Raw genomic sequence first — 17265 nt, 5'->3', positions numbered from 1 at the left:
GGGTTCGCGAAGCGACCCCAGCGATTTCGTCCGCGTGGGAAAGCTGGGGTTCGCTGCGCGAAACCCAGCCTACGAAGAGTACGAGAACCGCGCGAAACCCACCCTGCACCGGCAGAAAAAAGGCGGGCCGCAGCCCGCCTTCCTTCCTCCCTGGCTTGCCGTTACCGCGGCAGCGGATAGTAGGTGGCGTTCATCTTGCCGATGCCCGCGATGCGCGGCGTCACCGCGAACAGCTGCAGGCTGGTCACGTCGGACCCGTTCGCGTACTGCAGCACGCCCGTGCTGTTGTCGCAGTGCGGGTCGGCGTTGCTCTGGACGGAGCAGCGGATGACCGTCTTGCGCGCCGTGCTCGCCACGTTCACCGCGTCGTCGTAAGGCACGCGCGCCGGTCCCGGGCCGCGGCCGAAGATCGTGACGGAGGTGGGCGCGATCGCGCCGGCCGGCACCGTCCAGAAGTCGCCGCCGCCGTCGGTGCTCAGGTCGGCGATGTTGGGATCGCTGGCGCTGGGCGGGCCGAAGGTGATGACGCCCGTCGCGGAGCTCATGGTGCGGATCTCCGTCTTGGCGGCCGCCGTCAGGTCCGCGATCGGGGTGGCCTTCAGTTCGTCGATGGTCGCGGCGCGGGACACCGTGCGGTAGCTCTGGACCACGTTGGCCTGGCTGCTGTCGCTGTGGAAGAACTCCAGGCGCCAGACGCCCTGCTCCGGCAGCGCGCGGATGTCGTCGTCGCTGTAGTCGTGGCTCGTCCAGAACAGGCCGTCACCGGTCAGCGAAGACGGCCGGCCGGTCGCGGCCGGATCCTTGAAGCGGCCGGTCAGGCGGACCACGCTGGTCCCGGAGATCGTCCCATTGGGGTACACCACCGACAGCGCGCCGCGGCCGCCCACGGGCTTGTACGTGAGCTTGTCGCCGTTCGGCGCCGTCACCTCGACCCGGTCGAACACCGGGTTGCCGCTGCCGTCCACGCGGTTGGCGATGTTCACGTCGTAGCCGGTCGACCAGTAGCTCGCCTTCGGCTGGTTGAGGTAGTCGCGGTCCTGCCCGAACGCGCGCACGCTCGCCGAGTACACGTAGCCGTTGCCAACCAGCTTCAGCTTGCCGTTCACGGTGCGCGCGGGGATGGTGTCGTAGTTGACGTTGCCGCTGGCATCGGTGGTGCGGTAGCTGAAGACGACGTCGTGGGTGGCGTTGTTGCGCAGGAACTCCAGCTGCCCCAGCTCGAACTTCACGCCGGTGGCGTTGGAGCGGAACAGGCTGTTGAAGGCGCCGTTGCCGTTGCTGTCGCGGCCCACGCGGCCGCCGTTGGAGAAGAAGGTGGCCGGGTCATCGTCCAGGAACATCGTGCGGCAGGCCGGCGCGACGACCGAGGCCGCCGTGCCCGTCACCGCCGTGGCGCCGCTGGGCACGCCACTGATGCGCTCGGACAGCGGCAGCGCGTAGCAGGCCGTCATGCGCGCCGTGAGGTCCGCGATCATGGCGGCGACGTTGTCCGGCGGCAGGTTGTCCTTCGTGATCTGGCCGGAGGGCAGCGGCGGCGGCGTGCCCGTCGCGTCGCTGGTGAACGCGGTGCGGATCGGCTCGGAGCTCGCGGCACGCACCGTGAGCTCGATGTTCGACTTCGCGCCGGCCAGGCGGATGTCCACGCTCACGGAGTCGAGCACCTTGTCGTGGCCCGTGCCGTTGGCGCTGAACTCGCCGGTGAGCGGGTTCGCCTTGTCGCCGATGGTGTCGAGCAGCGGTTTCAGGATGGTGATCACCTCGGCCACCTTCGCCTCGAGCTTCGCGGGCGTGACCACGGCGGCGTTGGTGCGCAGGCTGCGCGGGTTGCCGTCCGGCGCCAGGCGCGCGGCGATGAGGTTGGTGAGCGGCGTGATGTTCACCCGCGTGGTGCGCGTCTCGGCGAAGGTGCTCACGAGCATCTGGTCGTCCTTCGTCGCTTCCAGCACGAGGGGTGCGGGCGTGGTGGCCGGGATCGTCACGGTGTACGTGCCGTCCGCGCCGGCGGTCGCCGTCCCCACCAGGGCTCCGCTGCGGTCGTACACCTTGACCGTGGCGCCGGCGAAGGGGGCGCCGGTCGCGGCCGTCCCCGACAGGGTCGCGGTGGTGGGCGCCGGAGGCTCCACGCCGCCGCCTCCGCCACCGCCGCATGCGGTCAACAGTAAAGTTCCTGCGGTCATCGCGACCGCAAGGCAACGGGACAGTGCAATCTGCATAAGATGCCTCCTTCAGGAAGAGAGGCCCGATTTGTAAATCGCGGTTGCTTCCTGTCACATCCTCCGGATGGGTTCGCGTGGATAGGGGATCGGATGCGTCGCTCGTGGTTGGTTCTTGGGATTGGCGCGGTGGCCGCGGCGTTGTCCGTCGGCTGTGCGACGCTGGACGAGCGCCAGCGCGAATGGATCTTCCAGCCCGGCGACCGCAGCTGGGGCGGCAGCGCCAGCCTCGCCGAAGGCATGGAAGACCAGTGGATCGAATTCCGCTCCGAAGTGACCGGCAAGACGTCGCGCCTGCACGCGCTGTGGCTGCCCGCGGAGCGCCAGCCGCAGACGGGGCCCGTGCTGCTGTACCTGCATGGCGCGCGCTGGAACGTCAGCGGCTCCGCCCCGCGCATCCGGCGCATGCAGCAACTCGGTTTCTCCGTGCTCGCCATCGACTACCGCGGCTTTGGCAAGTCCACGCGCGAGCTGCCCTCGGAGGAGATGGCGTACGAGGATGCGCGCGCTGCGTGGCGATGGATCGCCACGCAGCATCCGGGCCGCGCGCGCTACGTGTTCGGCCATTCGCTCGGCGGCGCGATCGCGATCGACCTCGCCTCGCGCGTGGAGGACGAACAGGGCGTCATCGTCGAAGGCACCTTCACGTCCATCCCGGACGTCGCGAGCTCGATGAAGTGGGGCTGGCTGCCCGTGGGGCCGCTGATCACGCAGCGCTTCGAGTCGGTCAAGAAGGTGGCGCAGGTGCACTCGCCCCTGCTGGTGGTGCACGGCGCCGAGGACGCGTTGATCCCGAGCAGCCTGGGCCAGCGCCTGTACGACGCCGCGCAGGGCCGCAAGCACTTCCTGCTGGTGGACGGCGGTACGCACTACAGCACGATGGCCGTGGGCGTCACGCAGTACCGGCAGGCGCTGGCGAACTTCTTCAGCCTGAAGTAGCGCGCTGCAGCACCGCGAGCGTGCCGCGCACGTCCGCGATCGGGATCTGCCCCGGCGCCGACGGCGCCGAGCCCACCGCGAACGTGAGCGCCGAACCGAAGGCGCCCCCCGCCAGCCGCGTGACGGCACCCAGGCCGCCCATGGCCATGCTGACCACGGGAATGGGCAGAGCGGTGCTCGCGCGCAGCGTGGCACCCAGCAGGCGGTGCACGTCGTCCATGGACTGCGGCATCACCGCGACCTTCGCGACGTCCGCTTCCAGGCGCTGCGCCTGCGCGAACCTCGCATCGAGCTCGGCGTCCGCCGGCGTGCGCTGGAAGTCGTGGAAGGACAGGACCAGCGCCAGACCGTGGCGGCGCGTGAGGGCCCGCACCTGCGCCACGTGCGCGGCCTCGTTGCCCATCTCGAAGTCCATGGCGTCCACCGTGCCGCTCGCCGCGACGGCCTCGTAGAGCGCCAGCACGCCCGGCTCGTCCAGCGCGATCGGCTGCCCGCCTTCGCGCTGCGAGCGGCGGGTGAAGAGGACGGGGATGCCGCCGGCGGCCTGGCGCACCGCGTGCGCCGCGGCCAGCACCTCGGCGGTGTCGGCCAGGGCCGAGAAGAAGTCCGCGCGCCACTCCAGCAGGTCGGGCCGCAGGGCGGCGACCGCGGCGGCTTCCTGGACGAGGGCATCGCGCGTGCGCGCCACCAGCGGGGCGCACACCGCGGGCAAGCGGCCGCCCGCCAGGGGCTGGCCGCGCAAGAGGATGGGAAGGGCCTGCAAAGTCATGCTCCACGCACCGTCGGGCGCGCGGCGGCATTGTACGAAGCTCAGCCTTTTGGGCTTGCAGCAGTGGGATGGTCGGTGCCGCCCTGGGGCTGCTGCTGCTGCTGCCCCACGGGGTTGTCGTGCGAAGCCTGGCCGGCCTTGCGGAAGCCCAGCTTCTTCAATTCGCGTTCCAGCAACTCCCTGCGCACGTGCATCGGGAGCGTTTCCGACGTCCACGAGCCCGTCTCACCGTCGTCTGGTCCGCGGCCAGATCCAATGTTGTTCATGCTGCGAAATGTAGGGCATGGCCGAGCCAATGCTGTCGGTGCCCCGGGTGAGTTGCTGTACGAAGGCGCTGACAGCCACGGCTCGCTCAGGGGCCGGAATTCTCCCGGGAGGCGATGTCGTTCAACCAGGTGATGAAGCCTTCCGTGTCGCTCTTGTCGAACACGGCCTCCGCTCCCAGTTCGAGGCAGTGCTGGCGCACGCCCGGGGTCGCGTAGCTGCTGAAGACCACGACCTTGCCCGCGCCGGGCAGCGCCTTGCTGCTGCGGATCACTTCCATGCCGGAGCCCTGCTCCAGGACGAGGTCGACCACGACCACGTCCCACTCGTTGCGGTGCTCGTCCAGCCACAACCGGGCTTCCGCCTCGGTGCTTGCCGATCCGACCACCCGCAGGCCGCCCATCGAAGAGAACAGGTCGGCCAGCAGGCCACGCATGCGTTGCAGGTCTTCGACGAGGAACACTCTCAGTTCCACGCCTGTCTCCATCGAAACATACTTGCCGGCATTGTCGGTGCTCCCGCCGCGCAGCGGTGCCCGCTGCAACCAATTGCGTACAAGCGGTTCGTCCTACGGCTTCTGCTAACCTCGACCGGATGCCTCCCCACGCGCAGCCCGCCGTCGTGGCGCTCGCCGGGCCCACGGCTTCCGGCAAGAGCGCGGCCGCCCTCGCCCTGGCGCAGCGGCTCGATGCCGAGATCGTCAGCGTCGACTCGGCGCTGGTCTACCGCGGCATGGACATCGGCACGGCGAAGCCCACGGCCGAAGAGCGCGCCCGGGTACCGCACCACCTCGTCGACATCCGCGACCCCGCCGAAACCTACAGCGCAGCCGAGTTCGCCGCCGACGCGCAGCAGCTGGTGCGCGCCATCCGCGCGCGGGGCCGGGCCGTGGTGCTCGCCGGCGGCACCATGCTGTACTTCAAGGCGCTGTTCGAGGGGCTGGCCGAGATGCCGCCGGCCGACCCGGAGCTGCGTGCCGAGATCGAAGCGCAGGCCGTGACCGCGGGGTGGCCTGCCTTGCACGCGCAGCTCGCGCAGGTCGACGCCCTGACTGCAGCACGCCTGGCGCCCAACGATGCGCAGCGCATCCAGCGCGCGCTGGAGGTGTTCCGCCTCACCGGCATGCCGCTTTCGCGCTTCCACGAAGGCACGCCGCGCGGTGAAGGCCTGCGCCCCGACCGCTTCCTGTCGCTCGAGCCCGCCGACCGTGCCTGGCTGCACGAACGCATCGCGCAGCGCTTCGACGCCATGCTCGCCGCCGGCTTCCTCGACGAAGTGCGGCGCCTGCGCGCGCGCGGCGACCTGCACGCGCAGATGCCCAGCATGCGCGCCGTGGGCTATCGCCAGGCCTGGGAAGCGCTGGACGGGCTCGTCCCGCTGGAGGGCGTGCGCGAGCGCGGCATCGCCGCGACGCGCCAGCTGGCGAAGCGCCAGCTCACCTGGCTGCGCGGCATGCCGCAGCGGCAGGTGATCGCCTGCGACGCGCCGGACGCGCTGCAGCAGGTGCTGCGCGCCTGCGGGGTCGACGCGTGATGCTCGAAGTGCAGGGCCTCGCCAAGTGCTATGGCGACGTGCCCGTGTTCCGCGACGTGAGCCTCGCCGTGGCACCGGGCGAGTTCGTCGCGATCGTCGGCGAGTCCGGCGTCGGCAAGTCCACGCTGCTCAATTGCATGGCGGGCCTGGACACCTGGGACGAAGGCCGCATCCTCGTGGCCGGCACCGACCTGGCAACGCTCGACGACCAAGGCCGCGCGCTCCTGCGGCGCGAGAAGCTCGGCTTCGTGTTCCAGGCCTTCCACGTCCTGCCGCACCTCGACGTCGCGCAGAACGTCGGCCTGCCCCTCCTGCTGCTGCAGCGGCCGGATGCGACACGCGTAGCCGCGATGCTGGACGCGGTAGGACTGGCCGGCCTCGGCGAGCGCCTGCCGCAGGAGCTCAGTGGCGGCCAGCTGCAGCGCGTGGCCATCGCGCGCGCGCTCGTGCACGGGCCGAGGCTGCTGCTCGCCGACGAGCCGACGGGCAACCTCGATCCCGCGACGGCCGCGCGGGTGCTGGACGTGCTGCGGGCGCAGGCGCGCAGCAGCGGTGCCGCGCTGGTGCTGGTGACGCACTCGTCCGCCGCCGCGGGCCAGGCGGACCGCGTGCTGCACCTGCAGGCGGACGGGATCCGGGGTTAGGAGGCGGGAGCGTTGAGCCCCAGGCGCTGCGCGAGCGGGCCGGTGGGCACGGCGCCGTCGATGGTCACCAGCTCGCCCGTGGTCGCGTGCTTGCCGACGACCGTGGGCACGCCGCCGAAGCCGAAGGCCGTGAGCAGCTGCGTGTTGCGCCGCACGACTTCCTTCTGCGCGTCGTCCACGTTCATCGCCGAGATGCCGCCGCTCTTGGCCTGCACCGAGGCTTCGTTCTGCTCCATCGTGGCGACGGGATCGGACGATGCCAGGATGGCCGCGCCCTGCGCGATGCTCTTGTCGCCCAGCAGGCCCACGGGGATCCACACGAAGCGTGCCTGCGACTTCAGCGGCTTGGCGGCTTCCCACAGCACCGCGCAGTGCGGGCACTGCGCGTCGAAGAACACGTAGACGACGCGGGTGCTCATCGTCGACCCGACGCTGAAGCCCTTCGCGTCGGAGGCGATCTTCTCCAGCGACACCGGCACGCTCGCGGCCGGCGCGGCGCCCGGCGCGGAAGCTTCCTGCTTGCCGCAGGCGGCGAGGAAGACGGTGGCGGAGGCCGCTGCGAGGCAAGCGCGGCGCTTCATGCCGCGGGGGCGGCCGCCAGGCCGCCGAGTTCGGCGCAGAATTCCATGAAATCGTGCATCTGGGACTTGAGGAAGACGGCGTCGGCCCCGAGCCGCAGGCAATGCGCCCGGATGCCGTCGCTGGCGTAGTCGCTGAACACGACGACCGTGCCGCCCTCGCCCGCGCTCGCGCGCGCGGCGGGGATCACGCCCATGCCGCTGCCCTGGTCCAGGACCAGGTCGACGACGGCGAGGTCCCATCCGCCGCGGTGTTCCGACAGCCACAGCTTCGCCTCCGCCTCCGTGGCGGTGGCGTGCAGCAGGCGGAAGTCGCCGAGGCCGGTGAGCAGGTCGGACAGGACGACCTGCACCTGCTTCATGTCCTCGACGAGGAAGACGCGGACCGTCATGGGCCTTTCGTGTTCTAGGGCTGCAGGGATTCTATAGGGCGCGCGCGCCTCAGGCCCCGTCGCCCTTCACCTGCTCGAGGAGCTCGGTCACTTCCTCCAGTTCCTCGGCCGCCTGCTGGACCTTGCGTTCCAGCACCTTGTTCTGGTGGAGGGCCCAGGCCACGTCGCCCTGCTTCACGTCGGGAGGCAGCTCGCGCTCGAGCGCGCCGTGCGTCAAGCCGAGCTCCGCACTGGCGACTTCCAGGTCGCGCTGCACCTGGTCGGTCTTGCTGCGCGCTTGCTCGATGGCGGGATGGGACGGCACCTGACTCATGCGTGTTCCTTTCTTCCGAATCGCTGGCCGCAGGTTAGGGGCGCGGCAAAGGCTCAACCGTCATCCATCGGCCCGCGCGTCCATCGGATCAGCGCGCATGCACGCCGGGCAGGAAGCAGGCCGCGCGTCGGTGCACCGCAGGCGAACGTACCGCCGTTCTCCTACATGCCTTGCGGCAGAGGCTGGCGATCATCGTGAAACTTTACCCACCAAGGAGAACGAGCAATGGCAACCCGTGAGAAAGACGCCTGCGACCTGCTGGATGCCGACCACCGGGCCGTGAAGAAGATGTTCAAGGAGTACGAGGAACTCACCAACTCGCGCGGCCGCACCGTCGGGCAGAAGAAGATGGACCTCGCGCGCCAGATCTGCCACGAGCTGACCGTGCACGCGCAGATCGAGGAAGAGATCTTCTATCCCGCGCTGCGCGCCGTGCTGAAGGACACGGACATGCTGGCCGAGGCCGAGGTGGAGCACCAGTCCGCGAAGGACCTGATCGCCCAGATCGAAGGCATGGGCGAAGCCGACGAGATGTTCGACGCCAAGGTGACGGTGCTGGGCGAGTACATCGACCACCACGTGAAGGAAGAGCGCAACGAGATCTTCCCGAAGGCACGCTCGGCCCGCAAGCTGGACCTCGTCGCGATGCGCGACGAGTTGATGGCGCGCAAGGAAGAACTCATGGGCGAGATGGCCTGACGGCCCTCCCGAGCGCGGGCGGCACAATGCCTGCATGCTCGCGCTCCTCGCGACCTATTCCTGGCAGGAAGTCCGGCACCACGCCTGGCGCAGCGCGACCGCGGTCCTCGCGGTCATGCTCGGCGTGGCGCTCGCGTTTTCCGTCCACCTGATCAACGCCTCGGCCCTCGCCGAGTTCTCCAGCGCCGCGCGCTCCGCCGGCGGCCAGCCGGACCTGGAATTGCGCGCCGCGCAGGGGGCCATGGACGAGGCGCTGTACGCGCGCGTCGCGGGCGACGCCGAGGTGGCCGTCGCCAGCCCCGTGCTGGAACTCCAGACCTTCGCCATCGCCCGCGACGGCAGCCGCAGCAGCGTGCGCGTGCTCGGGGTCGACGCGCTCGTCGTCGCCGCGGTCGCGCCCGGCCTGATGCCCTCGCCGGCCGCGGGCGTCGACCGGCTCGCGGTGCTGTCGCCCGGCCAGGTGTTCCTGAACGCTGCCGCGCAACGCGTGCTGCCCGCGGAACGCGTGCGGCTGCAGGCGGGGCTGGCGCTGCGGGACGTGGCCGTGGCAGGCACGACCTCCGCCGGCGGCGGGCCGCTCGCCGTGATGGACATCGCCGCGGCGCAGGACCTCTTCGGCCGCGGCGGGCAGCTCACGCGCATCGACGTCAAGCTGCGGCCGGGCGTCACGCACGACGCGTGGCTGCGCCGCATGCAGTTGCCCGCGCAAGTGCAGGCCGGCGAGCCGGGCGATGCAGGCCAGCGCGTGAGCCAGCTCTCGCGCGCGTACCGCGTGAACCTCACGGTGCTGGCGCTCGTCGCGCTGTTCACGGGCGCCTTCCTCGTGTTCTCGGTGCTCGCGCTCAGCGTCGCGCGCCGCGCGCAGCAGTTCGCGCTGCTCGGCGTGCTGGGGCTCACGGCACGCCAGCGGCTGCACCTGGTGCTCGCGGAATCCGCGGTGCTGGGCACGATCGGCAGCGTGCTCGGGGTGGCGCTCGGCGCCGCGCTCGCGGCCGCGGCCATGAATCTGCTGGGCGGCGACCTGGGCGGCGGCTACTTCCCCGGCGTGCAGCCACGGCTGCAGTGGAACACGGGAGCGGCGCTGGGCTACGGCGTGCTGGGCGTCGTCGCGGCGCTGGTCGGCGGATGGCTGCCCGCGCGCCATGCGGCCGCCCTGCCGCTCGCGCAGACGCTCAAGGGCCTCGGCACCCGGCTGCCGCGCGCGCGCCGCCACGCGGCCGGCTGGATCGCGCTGCTCGCGGCCGTGGGACTGGCGATGGTGCCGCCGATCGCGGGCGTGCCGCTCGCGGCCTACCTCTCCGTGGGCCTGCTGCTGGTGGGCGGCATCTCGGTGCTGCCCGGCGCCGTGGGGGCGCTGTACGACCGCATCGCGCCGCGCGTCGCGCATCGCCTGCTGCCCCTGCTCGCGGTGGAGCGAGCCCGCCGCGTGCGCGAGAGTGCTGCCGTGGCCGTGAGCGGCGTCGTGGCGGCGCTCAGCCTCGCCGTGGCGCTGACGGTGATGGTCGCGAGCTTCCGCCAGTCCGTGACGGACTGGCTGGACGTGCTGCTGCCGGCGGACCTCTACCTGCGCACCAGCAACAGCACCGCTGCGGGCGATACCGCCTTCCTGGAGCCGCGCCTCGTGCAAGGCCTCGCGCAGGTGCCCGGCGTGGCGCGCGTCGGCACGCAACGCGTGCGCCAATTGCTGCTCGACCCGGCGCGTCCCCCCGTGGCGCTGCTCGCGCGCGCCCTGCCCGACCCCGCGCGCGACCTCCCGCTCGTGGGCGGCACCGTCCCCGTGCCCGCGGGCGCCACGCCGGTGTACGTGAGCGAGGCCATGGTGGACCTGTACGGCGCGCGGCGCGGCGAGCCCCTGCGCATCCTGGAGCCCGCGCTCGGCGCCGGCGCCTTCGTCGTCGCCGGCGTGTGGCGCGATTACGTACGCCAGACCGGCTCGCTCGTCATGGACCAGCGCGACTACCTGCGCCTGACCGGCGACACGCGCATCAACGACGCGCAGCTCTGGCTGGCGCCCGGCGCCTCGCAGCAGGACGTGCTGCAGCACCTGCGGGCACTCGTCGCGCGCGAAGCCGCGCAGCCGGACCTGGTGGACTTCGCCTCCGCTTCGGACGTGCGCAACGTGTCCCTGCGCATCTTCGACCGCAGCTTCGCGGTGACCTACTGGCTGCAGGCGGTGGCGATCGCCATCGGCCTCTTCGGCGTGGCGGCGAGCTTCAGCGCACAGGTGCTCGCGCGCCGCAAGGAGTTCGGGCTGCTCGCGCACCTGGGCCTCACGCGCCGCCAGATCCTGGCCGTCGTGGCGGGCGAAGGCGCGGCGTGGACCGTGATCGGCGCGGCCGCCGGCCTGGCGCTCGGCCTCGCCGTGGCGGTGGTGCTGGTGCACGTGGTGAACCCGCAAAGCTTCCACTGGACGATGGACCTGCTGCTGCCCTGGGGCCGCCTGCTCGGCCTGTGCTTCGCGGTGGTGGCCGCCGGGACGCTGACGGCCTGGATCGCCGGGCGCGCGGCGGCCGGCCGCGACGCCGTGCTGGCCGTGAAAGAGGACTGGTGATGCATCGAGGCGACAGACGGTCACGTCCTGGCGGGCACCTGCCTGTCAAAACGGCAGCGCGTCCGGAGCAAGCACTGGCGCGGGCTTGCGGCGACCTGCACAGGCTTTTCCACAGGCCTGTTCACAAGACCTGTGGGAAGTCCCGTCATCGCGCTGTGGTAGGAAACCCTTGACCATGCCCCCGATCCGCCGCCGTCCGCTGCTCGCCGCGCTGCCCGCGCTGGCCCTGGCGCGCGCCGCCTGGGCGCTGCCGCCGCGCCGCATGGCCTTTCCCGGCGACCACGGCGCGCACCCCGACCTGCGCACCGAGTGGTGGTACATCACGGGCCAGGCGCAGTCCGGCGGCCGCACCTTCGGCTTCCAGGTGACCTTCTTCCGCTCGCGCGTGGATGCGACGCAGCAGATGCAATCGCGCTTCGCGGCGAAGCAGCTGCTCTTCGCGCATGCCGCGGTCACCGACGTGCAGGGCGCGAAGCTGCTGCACGACCAGCGCATCGCCCGTGCCGGCTTCGGCATCGCGGACGCAGCCACCGGCAATGCGCGCCTGCGGCTGCGCGACTGGTCGCTCGTGCGCGAGGACGGCGGCACCTGGCACGCCGTGGTGCCGGCAACCGGCTTCGCGCTCGACCTGCGTTGCGCCCCCACGCAGCCCGTGCTGCTGCAGGGCGACGCGGGCCTTTCGCGCAAGGGGCCGCTCGCGCAGCAGGCCAGCTACTACTACAGCGAACCGCAGCTCGCGGTCAGCGGTGCGATGACGCTGCAGGGTCGCAAGTTCGAGGTGACGGGCCGCGCTTGGATGGACCACGAGTGGAGCGACGAGTACCTGGCGCCCGAGGCCGCGGGCTGGGACTGGGTGGGGATGAACCTGGACGACGGCAGCGCGCTGATGGCCTTCCGCATCCGCCGCCCCGACGGCAGCACGTACTGGGACGGCGGCGCCTTCCGCAGCGCGCGCGGCGACGTCTACATCGCGAGCCGCGGCGAGACGGAGTTCCGCGCCCATCGGCGGTGGACCAGCCCCGCGTCCGGCGCGAGCTACCCGGTGGAGTGGGGACTGCGCACGCCGGCGGACTTCTACACCGTGCGCGCGCTCATCGACAACCAGGAACTGGACAGCCGCGGGTCGACGGGCGCGATCTACTGGGAAGGCTTGTCGGACCTGCTGGACAGCAATGGCAGGCGGGTCGGGCGCGGGTACCTGGAGATGACCGGGTACGCGACGCGGTTGAAGATGTGATCCGTCATTCCCGCCCTTTCGTCATTCCCGCGAAGGCGGGAACCCAGGGCTCCCCGAACGAAAGCGGCCCGCGGGCCGCATTTTCAATGCCCTGGTTCCCCGCCTCCGCGGGGATGACGGGCTCGCTACTGCATCCCCTTCACGATCTTCTCCCCGTCCGGTCCCGCGCGCTTGCTCCACTCCTGGATCAGCACCTGGCTCACGCGCTCGAAGTCCGTCCGCATCGCCGGCGAGGGCTCGTGGACCTTCAGGCCGTTCTTCGCGAGCGCATCCGTCGACGCCTTCGCCGCGGCACGCGCCTGCTCCCAGCCACGCGCCTCCGCCTGCGCCGCGACGCGCGCGATCGCCTGCTGGTTCTCGGGCGACAGCTTCGCGAACTCGCGCTCGTTGACGATCACCGCATTGCGCGGGTGCATGGCGTTGGTGTCGTAGAAGGAGGTCAGGAATTCCCAGGCCTTCGTGTCCACGCCGATCTGCGGCGACGCGATCATGGTGGTCGCCATGTTCATCGTGAACGCCTGCGCCAGCTCCGCGGCCTGGATCGTCGTGGGCTGCGCACCGAGCTCCTCGGCGAAGCGCGCGGTGATGCGGTTGTACGCGCGGAACTTGGCGCCCTTGAAGGACGCGAGCGACTCCATCGGCGCCTTGCTGAAGATGCCGTTGCCCGGCCAGGCCACGGAGTACAGCATGCGCATGCCCTGCTTGGCGAGCTTGTCCTGCAGCAGCGGCTTCTGCACGGTGTACAGCTTCCACGACTTGTCGAAGCCGGCCGCGAGGAAGGGGATCATGTCCGCCTCGAACAGCGCGTCCTCGTTGCCGTGGTTGGACAGCAGGATCTCGCCGATGGGGACCTGCCCGCCCTGCACCGCCCGCTTGATCTCGGGCAGCTTGTACAGCGAAGCATTGGCGTGCACCGTGATCTCCACGTCGCCCTTCGTCGCCTTCTTCACCTCGTCGGCGAACCAGCGCAGGTTCTGCGTGTGGAAGTTGTTCTCGGCGTAGCCGGCGGGGAGGTCCCACTTGACCTTCTGGGCGAAAGCCAGGGGCGCGGACAGGGCAAGGGTGAGCGCCGCGACGGCGGCCAGTTTGAACTGCATGTTGTCTCCTGCTGGTGAAAGGCGATGCTGGGGTGCGCTGCGCGCAACCCAGCCTACGAATGCGCGAATCAGCCGATCACGTGGCCCCACTTCTGCCCCCACTCGTTCCCGATCAGGTCGACGACCTTGCCGTCCTGCTCGAAAAACTTGTTGGGAACCTGGAAGATGGCGACCATGAGGCCGCCTTCGGGCGTGTAGGCGGCGTGGCGGCTGCCCGCGGGGCGGTAGACGAATTCGCCGGGGCCGACCTCCAGCCCCTTCTCGGGACCTTCGAGGTCGACGAGCCGCCCTTCGAGCATGTAGGTCTGCTCCATCAGCGCATGCTCGTGGTCCGGCAGCTGCGCGCCCGGCTCCATCTTCAGCAGCACCGTCAGCAGCCCCAGCTTGGGGTCGACCATCAGCGTCTTGACCTTGCAGCCGGGATAGCGGATCGGCTCCCACTCCATTTCGTTCGCATGCACCACGCGCGAGGCGAGCGGGCCGAGGCCCTGGTGGTTCTTCGCTTGCGGGGTGAAGGCCGTGATCGACATCGGGAAGGCTCCTGTGCACTGCAAAGCGCCCACGGTAGGGGCCGCCCCGGCGCGGCGCGTTCAGGACTTTCCCTGTAGGACGGGTTGCGCCCTACAACCTTCGCGCTAGCGGGCCTGGCCGACCACGCCCGCATCGTGCAGGCGGCCGAATTCCGCCTGCGGCATCCCGAGCAGTTCGTGCAGCACCTGCTCCGTGTGCTCCCCGAGGCGCGGTGCGGGCGCGGCCGGAATGCGGCCGCGCGCGGAGAAGTCGAGCGGCAGGCCCGCGGCCAGCATCGTGCCGACGCCCGGCTGCTCGATGGTGGAGAACATCGGGTTGGCCGGCGAGCACTCGGGGTCGTCGGCCACGAGCTGCGCGATGTCCTGGTAGCGGTCCCAGCACACGCCGAGGCGGTTGAACGCCTGCTCGATGTCGGCGTAGCTGCGTGCGGCGATGCGCGGGCCCACGAGCGCGGCGAGCTCCTTGCGCGCGCGGAAGCGGTTGCCTTCCTGGTCCAGGTCCAGCCCGAGGCGGGCCGCGAGCTGGTCGACGCCGGCCTGCAGGTCCAGCGCCTCGCACAGCGTGCGCCATTGCTTGAGCGTGAGGCCCACGACCATCACGCGCACGCCATCCGCCGTGACGAAGTCGCGGCCGAAGGCGCCGAACAGCTCGTTGCCGTGCCGCTGCCGCGGCTGGCCGCGCCGCGCCTCCTCGAGGAAGCCGAGGTGGTTCATCACCGCGAGGCCCACGTCCTGCAACGCGAGCTTCACGTGCTGGCCCTCGCCGGTGAGGCGGCGGTGGCGTTCGGCCGCGAGCAGGCCCACGGCCACCATCTGCCCGGTGACGAGATCCCACGCGGGCAGCACGTGGTTGACCGCGCCTTCGGTGCCGGGCTCGCCCGTGAAGTACGGGACGCCGACCCGTGCATTCACCGTGTAGTCGACCGCGGAGCCGCCGTGCCGGTCGCCCATGAGCGTGAGCTGGATCAGGCCCGCGCGGCGCGCGCGCAGCTTGTCGTGGTCCAGCCAGCCGCGGGGCGGGAAGTTGGTGAGGAACAGGCCCGCGTCCTCGCCCGGCGCGCACACGAGCGCCATCGCGATCTCGCGGCCCTGCGGCGAGGAGAGGTCGAGCGCCACCGAGCGCTTGGACTTGTTGAGGCCGCACCAGAAGAGGCTGGTGTTGTCCTCGGTGGCGGGCCAGCGGCGGTAGTCGAGCCCGCCGCCGAGGGCATCGATGCGGATCACGTCCGCGCCCATCTGCGCGAGCGTCATGCCGCCGAGCGGCGCCGCGACGAAGGCCGCCGCTTCGACCACGCGCATGCCGGAGAGGATGCCGCTCATGCCGCGCTCCCCTGCACGCCGAGGGCGCGTTCCATGAGGCTGCGCGCGACGACCTTGAGCGCGAGCGTCTCCTCGGCGCCTTCGAAGATGGAGAGCACGCGCGCATCGACGAAGTAGCGGCTCACCGCGGATTCCTCGGCGTAGCCCATGCCGCCGTGCAGCTGCAGCGCCTCGCGCGTGACCATCTCGGCGGAGCGGCAGGCGAGCAGCTTGACGAGGCTCGCCTCCATGCGGCCCTCGCCCTGGTCGACGAGTCCCGCGACGTGGAACGCCAGTTGCCGGCACGCGGCGAGCCGCGCGCCCATGCGGGCGAGCTTCGCGCGCGTGAGCGGGAATCCGGCAAGCGGCTGGCCGAACACCTTGCGATCCTCGCTGTAGCGGATCGCGGCGCGCAGCGCCGCGCGCATGACGCCGCAGGCGCGCGCCGCGGTCTGCATGCGGCCGCCGACCATGCCGGCCATCGTGTAGTAGAAGCCCTTGCCGACGCCTTGCGCACCGCCGACGACGTTGGCATCCGGAACGAAGAAGCCTTCGAACGCGAGGTCGAAGGAGTGCATGCCGCGGTAGCCGATCGTGGGGATGGCGCGGCCGGTGAGCGTGCCGCCCTGCTCCTGCCGGAACACGAATGCATGGCCGTCGTACGAAGGCTTCTCCACGAGCAGCACGCTCAGGCCCTTGTGGCCGAGGGAGCGATCGGGGTCGGTACGCGCCACCACCATCAGCACGCCCGCCTTGCCGGCAAAGGTGCACCAGGTCTTGGCGCCATCGAGCTTCCAGCCGCCGGGGACGCGCGTGGCACGCAGCGTGAGGCCGGCGACGTCGGAGCCGTGGTCCGGCTCCGTGATCGCGATGGCGCACAGAGGATCGCCGGCCGCGAGCTTGGGGAGCCAATGCGCCTGCTGCTGCGTGTCGCCACCAGCCAGGAGGGCACGGGTGAGGATCTCGGGACGCGTGATCAGGCTGCCCGCGGCGGCGAGCGAGCCCTCGGAGAGCGCCTCGGTGACCAGGACCATCAGCAGCGCGTCTTCCTTGTCCTCGGGCGCGCTGCCGCCGTAGGGCTCGGGAACCGAGAGCCCGAACACGCCCATCTCGCGCAGCGGCTGCAGCAGCGCCTCGGGCACGGTCAGGTTCTCGCGGTGGATCTCCTCGGCCAGCGGTGCGACGACTTCTTCGGAGAAGCGGCGGAAGCTGTCCTGCGCGAGCGCGTGGGGTTCGTCGAGGGGGAGGATGCCGAGGTCGCCGCGCGAGGCCAGGACCGCATCGCCCGCAGCGTCGAGGGCCCTGGAATCGGAGGCGGCCCTGCGGAGCTCGTGCCAGCGAGGGTCGTCGCGGAGCTCGCGCAGTGCGTCGCCGGGAAGGTCCACGTCGAGGGCGATCGCGTCGAGGCGGGCGAGCACCGAGGTGGCGGCGTCGACGGCGAAGAGGAGTGCGAGTTGCCGGTCGAGGTCGCGGCTATCGGGGCGGAGCAGCGAGATCGCGTTCTCGGCGGCGAGGAGTTCGGCGGCGGCCCAGGCGAGTTCGAAGGACGGGACCTGGAGCGCGTCGAGTTTGCGCGCATCGAGCTTGCCGCTCACCGTGCATTGCGCCGCCAGCGCAGCGGCCGCCTGGTCGACGCTGGAACGGAGGACGGACAGGACGTGGTGTGCAGTGGCGAGATCGGGAAGTGGGCGAGGCATGGGTGAGGGTCTCCTGGGGGGATTCTGCGGCAAGCGGCACCCGCGCCTTGCTCTTGTCGTCGAACGCACTGCCCCCTAAGATGCGCCGCAACCTGCGGGCATCCTCCCATCCACATCTCATGGACCTATCACTCCTCGTCGCGCTGAGCGTCCCGGTCGCCGGCCTTGTCCTCTCCGGGTGGTACGGGGCGCGGCGGGCTTCTTCCGATACGAGTTCGATCGCCCTGGCATCACTCGGCGTGGCCATCGTCATCGGTGTCCTCCTGACGTTCGGCCAGGTCCTGGTGCACGGCCTCTGCGTGGATGCGAGGTACTGCACCTATCGCGGCGACGGGAACATGAGCTACTGGTTCCAGTCGTTCTTCGCCATTCCCCTGTACTGGGTGGTGGCCTGGATCGCATGGCACTTGAACCGGGAGTGAGCTCACAGCCCGATCAGCCGGGAGAGCACGGAAGTCGCCGCGTCGCTCGGCACTGCTTGCGAGTTGCCGCCGCCGTCACCCCCGCGGA

Annotated in this window: 18 protein-coding genes; 7 read left to right on the top strand and 11 right to left on the bottom strand. The window is 70.9% G+C overall.

The window, feature by feature from the left end; genetic code table 11:
• Positions 1–161: 161 nt before the first annotated feature.
• Complete coding sequence (locus H8N03_RS05475; RefSeq protein ID WP_222622805.1) at positions 162–2156, bottom strand: Ig-like domain-containing protein; 1995 nt, start codon at positions 2154–2156, stop codon at positions 162–164.
• A 150-nt stretch (positions 2157–2306) separates the two neighbouring features.
• On the opposite strand from H8N03_RS05475, the gene H8N03_RS05470 reads away from it, so the two are divergent.
• The gene (locus H8N03_RS05470) at positions 2307–3152 is read left to right on the top strand and encodes an alpha/beta hydrolase (protein WP_187075082.1); all 846 of its coding nucleotides are present in this window, start codon (positions 2307–2309) and stop codon (positions 3150–3152) included.
• On the opposite strand, the gene aroD is transcribed toward H8N03_RS05470, so the two are convergent.
• The 3 genes from aroD to H8N03_RS05455 all read right to left on the bottom strand — a co-directional run bounded on the left by aroD (position 3139) and on the right by H8N03_RS05455 (position 4660).
• Positions 3139–3921, bottom strand: coding sequence for a type I 3-dehydroquinate dehydratase (aroD, locus tag H8N03_RS05465; RefSeq protein ID WP_187075081.1), 783 nt, complete (start codon positions 3919–3921; stop codon positions 3139–3141). The genes H8N03_RS05470 and aroD overlap by 14 nt on opposite strands.
• 41 nt (positions 3922–3962) lie before the next feature.
• Entirely contained in the window at positions 3963–4115 is a 153-nt protein-coding gene (locus H8N03_RS05460; RefSeq protein ID WP_187075080.1) for a hypothetical protein, read from the bottom strand.
• Positions 4116–4273: 158 nt separating this feature from the next.
• On the bottom strand, positions 4274–4660 hold the full coding sequence (locus tag H8N03_RS05455; protein ID WP_187075079.1) for a response regulator: 387 nt from the start codon (positions 4658–4660) through the stop codon (positions 4274–4276).
• Between the two features lie 119 nt (positions 4661–4779).
• Here H8N03_RS05455 and miaA point away from each other — a divergent pair, with 119 nt between their 5' ends.
• Positions 4780–5718 (top strand): tRNA (adenosine(37)-N6)-dimethylallyltransferase MiaA, encoded by a 939-nt coding sequence (gene miaA, locus H8N03_RS05450; protein WP_187075078.1) that lies wholly within the window; start codon positions 4780–4782, stop codon positions 5716–5718.
• Entirely contained in the window at positions 5718–6362 is a 645-nt protein-coding gene (locus H8N03_RS05445) for an ABC transporter ATP-binding protein (protein ID WP_187075077.1), read from the top strand. Before miaA ends, H8N03_RS05445 begins: the two co-directional genes overlap by 1 nt.
• On the opposite strand, the gene H8N03_RS05440 is transcribed toward H8N03_RS05445, so the two are convergent.
• From H8N03_RS05440 to H8N03_RS05430, 3 genes are read right to left on the bottom strand one after another with little or no spacing between them, the layout of a single operon-like run.
• Positions 6359–6943, bottom strand: a complete 585-nt coding sequence (locus H8N03_RS05440) for a thioredoxin domain-containing protein (protein WP_187075076.1) — start codon at positions 6941–6943, stop codon at positions 6359–6361. The two genes, H8N03_RS05445 and H8N03_RS05440, sit on opposite strands and share 4 nt — an antisense overlap.
• On the bottom strand, positions 6940–7332 hold the full coding sequence (locus H8N03_RS05435; RefSeq protein WP_187075075.1) for a response regulator: 393 nt from the start codon (positions 7330–7332) through the stop codon (positions 6940–6942). The genes H8N03_RS05440 and H8N03_RS05435 overlap by 4 nt, the downstream gene beginning before the upstream one ends.
• A 49-nt stretch (positions 7333–7381) precedes the next feature.
• Positions 7382–7645, bottom strand: coding sequence for a hypothetical protein (locus tag H8N03_RS05430; protein ID WP_187075074.1), 264 nt, complete (start codon positions 7643–7645; stop codon positions 7382–7384).
• Positions 7646–7870: 225 nt separating this feature from the next.
• Between H8N03_RS05430 and H8N03_RS05425 the strand changes: the two genes are divergently transcribed.
• The 3 genes from H8N03_RS05425 (at position 7871) to H8N03_RS05415 (ending at position 12132) form a co-directional block, all read left to right on the top strand.
• Complete coding sequence (locus H8N03_RS05425) at positions 7871–8344, top strand: hemerythrin domain-containing protein (protein WP_187075073.1); 474 nt, start codon at positions 7871–7873, stop codon at positions 8342–8344.
• A gap of 34 nt (positions 8345–8378) precedes the next feature.
• Positions 8379–10895 carry an FtsX-like permease family protein gene (locus H8N03_RS05420; RefSeq protein ID WP_187075072.1) on the top strand — a complete coding sequence of 839 codons (2517 nt, stop codon included), beginning with the start codon at positions 8379–8381 and terminating at the stop codon, positions 10893–10895.
• Between the two features lie 175 nt (positions 10896–11070).
• On the top strand, positions 11071–12132 hold the full coding sequence (locus tag H8N03_RS05415) for a lipocalin-like domain-containing protein (RefSeq protein WP_187075071.1): 1062 nt from the start codon (positions 11071–11073) through the stop codon (positions 12130–12132).
• Between the two features lie 125 nt (positions 12133–12257).
• On the opposite strand, the gene H8N03_RS05410 is transcribed toward H8N03_RS05415, so the two are convergent.
• The 4 genes from H8N03_RS05410 to H8N03_RS05395 all read right to left on the bottom strand — a co-directional run bounded on the left by H8N03_RS05410 (position 12258) and on the right by H8N03_RS05395 (position 16755).
• Entirely contained in the window at positions 12258–13229 is a 972-nt protein-coding gene (locus H8N03_RS05410) for a TRAP transporter substrate-binding protein (RefSeq protein WP_187075070.1), read from the bottom strand.
• 68 nt (positions 13230–13297) lie between these two features.
• Complete coding sequence (locus H8N03_RS05405) at positions 13298–13759, bottom strand: cupin domain-containing protein (protein WP_187075069.1); 462 nt, start codon at positions 13757–13759, stop codon at positions 13298–13300.
• A 105-nt stretch (positions 13760–13864) separates the two neighbouring features.
• A complete protein-coding gene (locus H8N03_RS05400) occupies positions 13865–15079 on the bottom strand; it encodes a CoA transferase (protein ID WP_187075068.1) in 1215 nt (404 codons plus the stop codon).
• Entirely contained in the window at positions 15076–16755 is a 1680-nt protein-coding gene (locus H8N03_RS05395; protein WP_187075067.1) for an acyl-CoA dehydrogenase family protein, read from the bottom strand. The genes H8N03_RS05400 and H8N03_RS05395 overlap by 4 nt, the downstream gene beginning before the upstream one ends.
• 119 nt (positions 16756–16874) lie before the next feature.
• Here H8N03_RS05395 and H8N03_RS05390 point away from each other — a divergent pair, with 119 nt between their 5' ends.
• Positions 16875–17177, top strand: coding sequence for a hypothetical protein (locus H8N03_RS05390; RefSeq protein ID WP_187075066.1), 303 nt, complete (start codon positions 16875–16877; stop codon positions 17175–17177).
• Positions 17178–17265 lie beyond the last annotated feature (88 nt).

The organism is Ramlibacter cellulosilyticus, from assembly GCF_014297465.1.
GTDB lineage: Bacteria > Pseudomonadota > Gammaproteobacteria > Burkholderiales > Burkholderiaceae_C > Ramlibacter > Ramlibacter cellulosilyticus.
The sequence above is the reverse complement of the archived record's forward strand: the minus strand, read 5'-3'. Positions and strand labels throughout refer to the sequence as shown.

Bases quoted from the DNA above. Each gene is read 5' to 3' on its own strand.
- H8N03_RS05470 (WP_187075082.1), top strand. From the start codon at position 2,307: ATGCGTCGCTCGTGGTTGGTTCTTGGGATTGGCGCGGTGGCCGCGGCG.
- aroD (WP_187075081.1), bottom strand. From the start codon at position 3,921: ATGACTTTGCAGGCCCTTCCCATCCTCTTGCGCGGCCAGCCCCTGGCG.
- H8N03_RS05460 (WP_187075080.1), bottom strand. From the start codon at position 4,115: ATGCACGTGCGCAGGGAGTTGCTGGAACGCGAATTGAAGAAGCTGGGC.
- miaA (WP_187075078.1), top strand. From the start codon at position 4,780: ATGCCTCCCCACGCGCAGCCCGCCGTCGTGGCGCTCGCCGGGCCCACG.
- H8N03_RS05445 (WP_187075077.1), top strand. From the start codon at position 5,718: ATGCTCGAAGTGCAGGGCCTCGCCAAGTGCTATGGCGACGTGCCCGTG.
- H8N03_RS05440 (WP_187075076.1), bottom strand. From the start codon at position 6,943: ATGAAGCGCCGCGCTTGCCTCGCAGCGGCCTCCGCCACCGTCTTCCTC.
- H8N03_RS05435 (WP_187075075.1), bottom strand. From the start codon at position 7,332: ATGACGGTCCGCGTCTTCCTCGTCGAGGACATGAAGCAGGTGCAGGTC.
- H8N03_RS05430 (WP_187075074.1), bottom strand. From the start codon at position 7,645: ATGAGTCAGGTGCCGTCCCATCCCGCCATCGAGCAAGCGCGCAGCAAG.
- H8N03_RS05425 (WP_187075073.1), top strand. From the start codon at position 7,871: ATGGCAACCCGTGAGAAAGACGCCTGCGACCTGCTGGATGCCGACCAC.
- H8N03_RS05420 (WP_187075072.1), top strand. From the start codon at position 8,379: ATGCTCGCGCTCCTCGCGACCTATTCCTGGCAGGAAGTCCGGCACCAC.
- H8N03_RS05415 (WP_187075071.1), top strand. From the start codon at position 11,071: ATGCCCCCGATCCGCCGCCGTCCGCTGCTCGCCGCGCTGCCCGCGCTG.
- H8N03_RS05410 (WP_187075070.1), bottom strand. From the start codon at position 13,229: ATGCAGTTCAAACTGGCCGCCGTCGCGGCGCTCACCCTTGCCCTGTCC.
- H8N03_RS05405 (WP_187075069.1), bottom strand. From the start codon at position 13,759: ATGTCGATCACGGCCTTCACCCCGCAAGCGAAGAACCACCAGGGCCTC.
- H8N03_RS05400 (WP_187075068.1), bottom strand. From the start codon at position 15,079: ATGAGCGGCATCCTCTCCGGCATGCGCGTGGTCGAAGCGGCGGCCTTC.
- H8N03_RS05395 (WP_187075067.1), bottom strand. From the start codon at position 16,755: ATGCCTCGCCCACTTCCCGATCTCGCCACTGCACACCACGTCCTGTCC.
- H8N03_RS05390 (WP_187075066.1), top strand. From the start codon at position 16,875: ATGGACCTATCACTCCTCGTCGCGCTGAGCGTCCCGGTCGCCGGCCTT.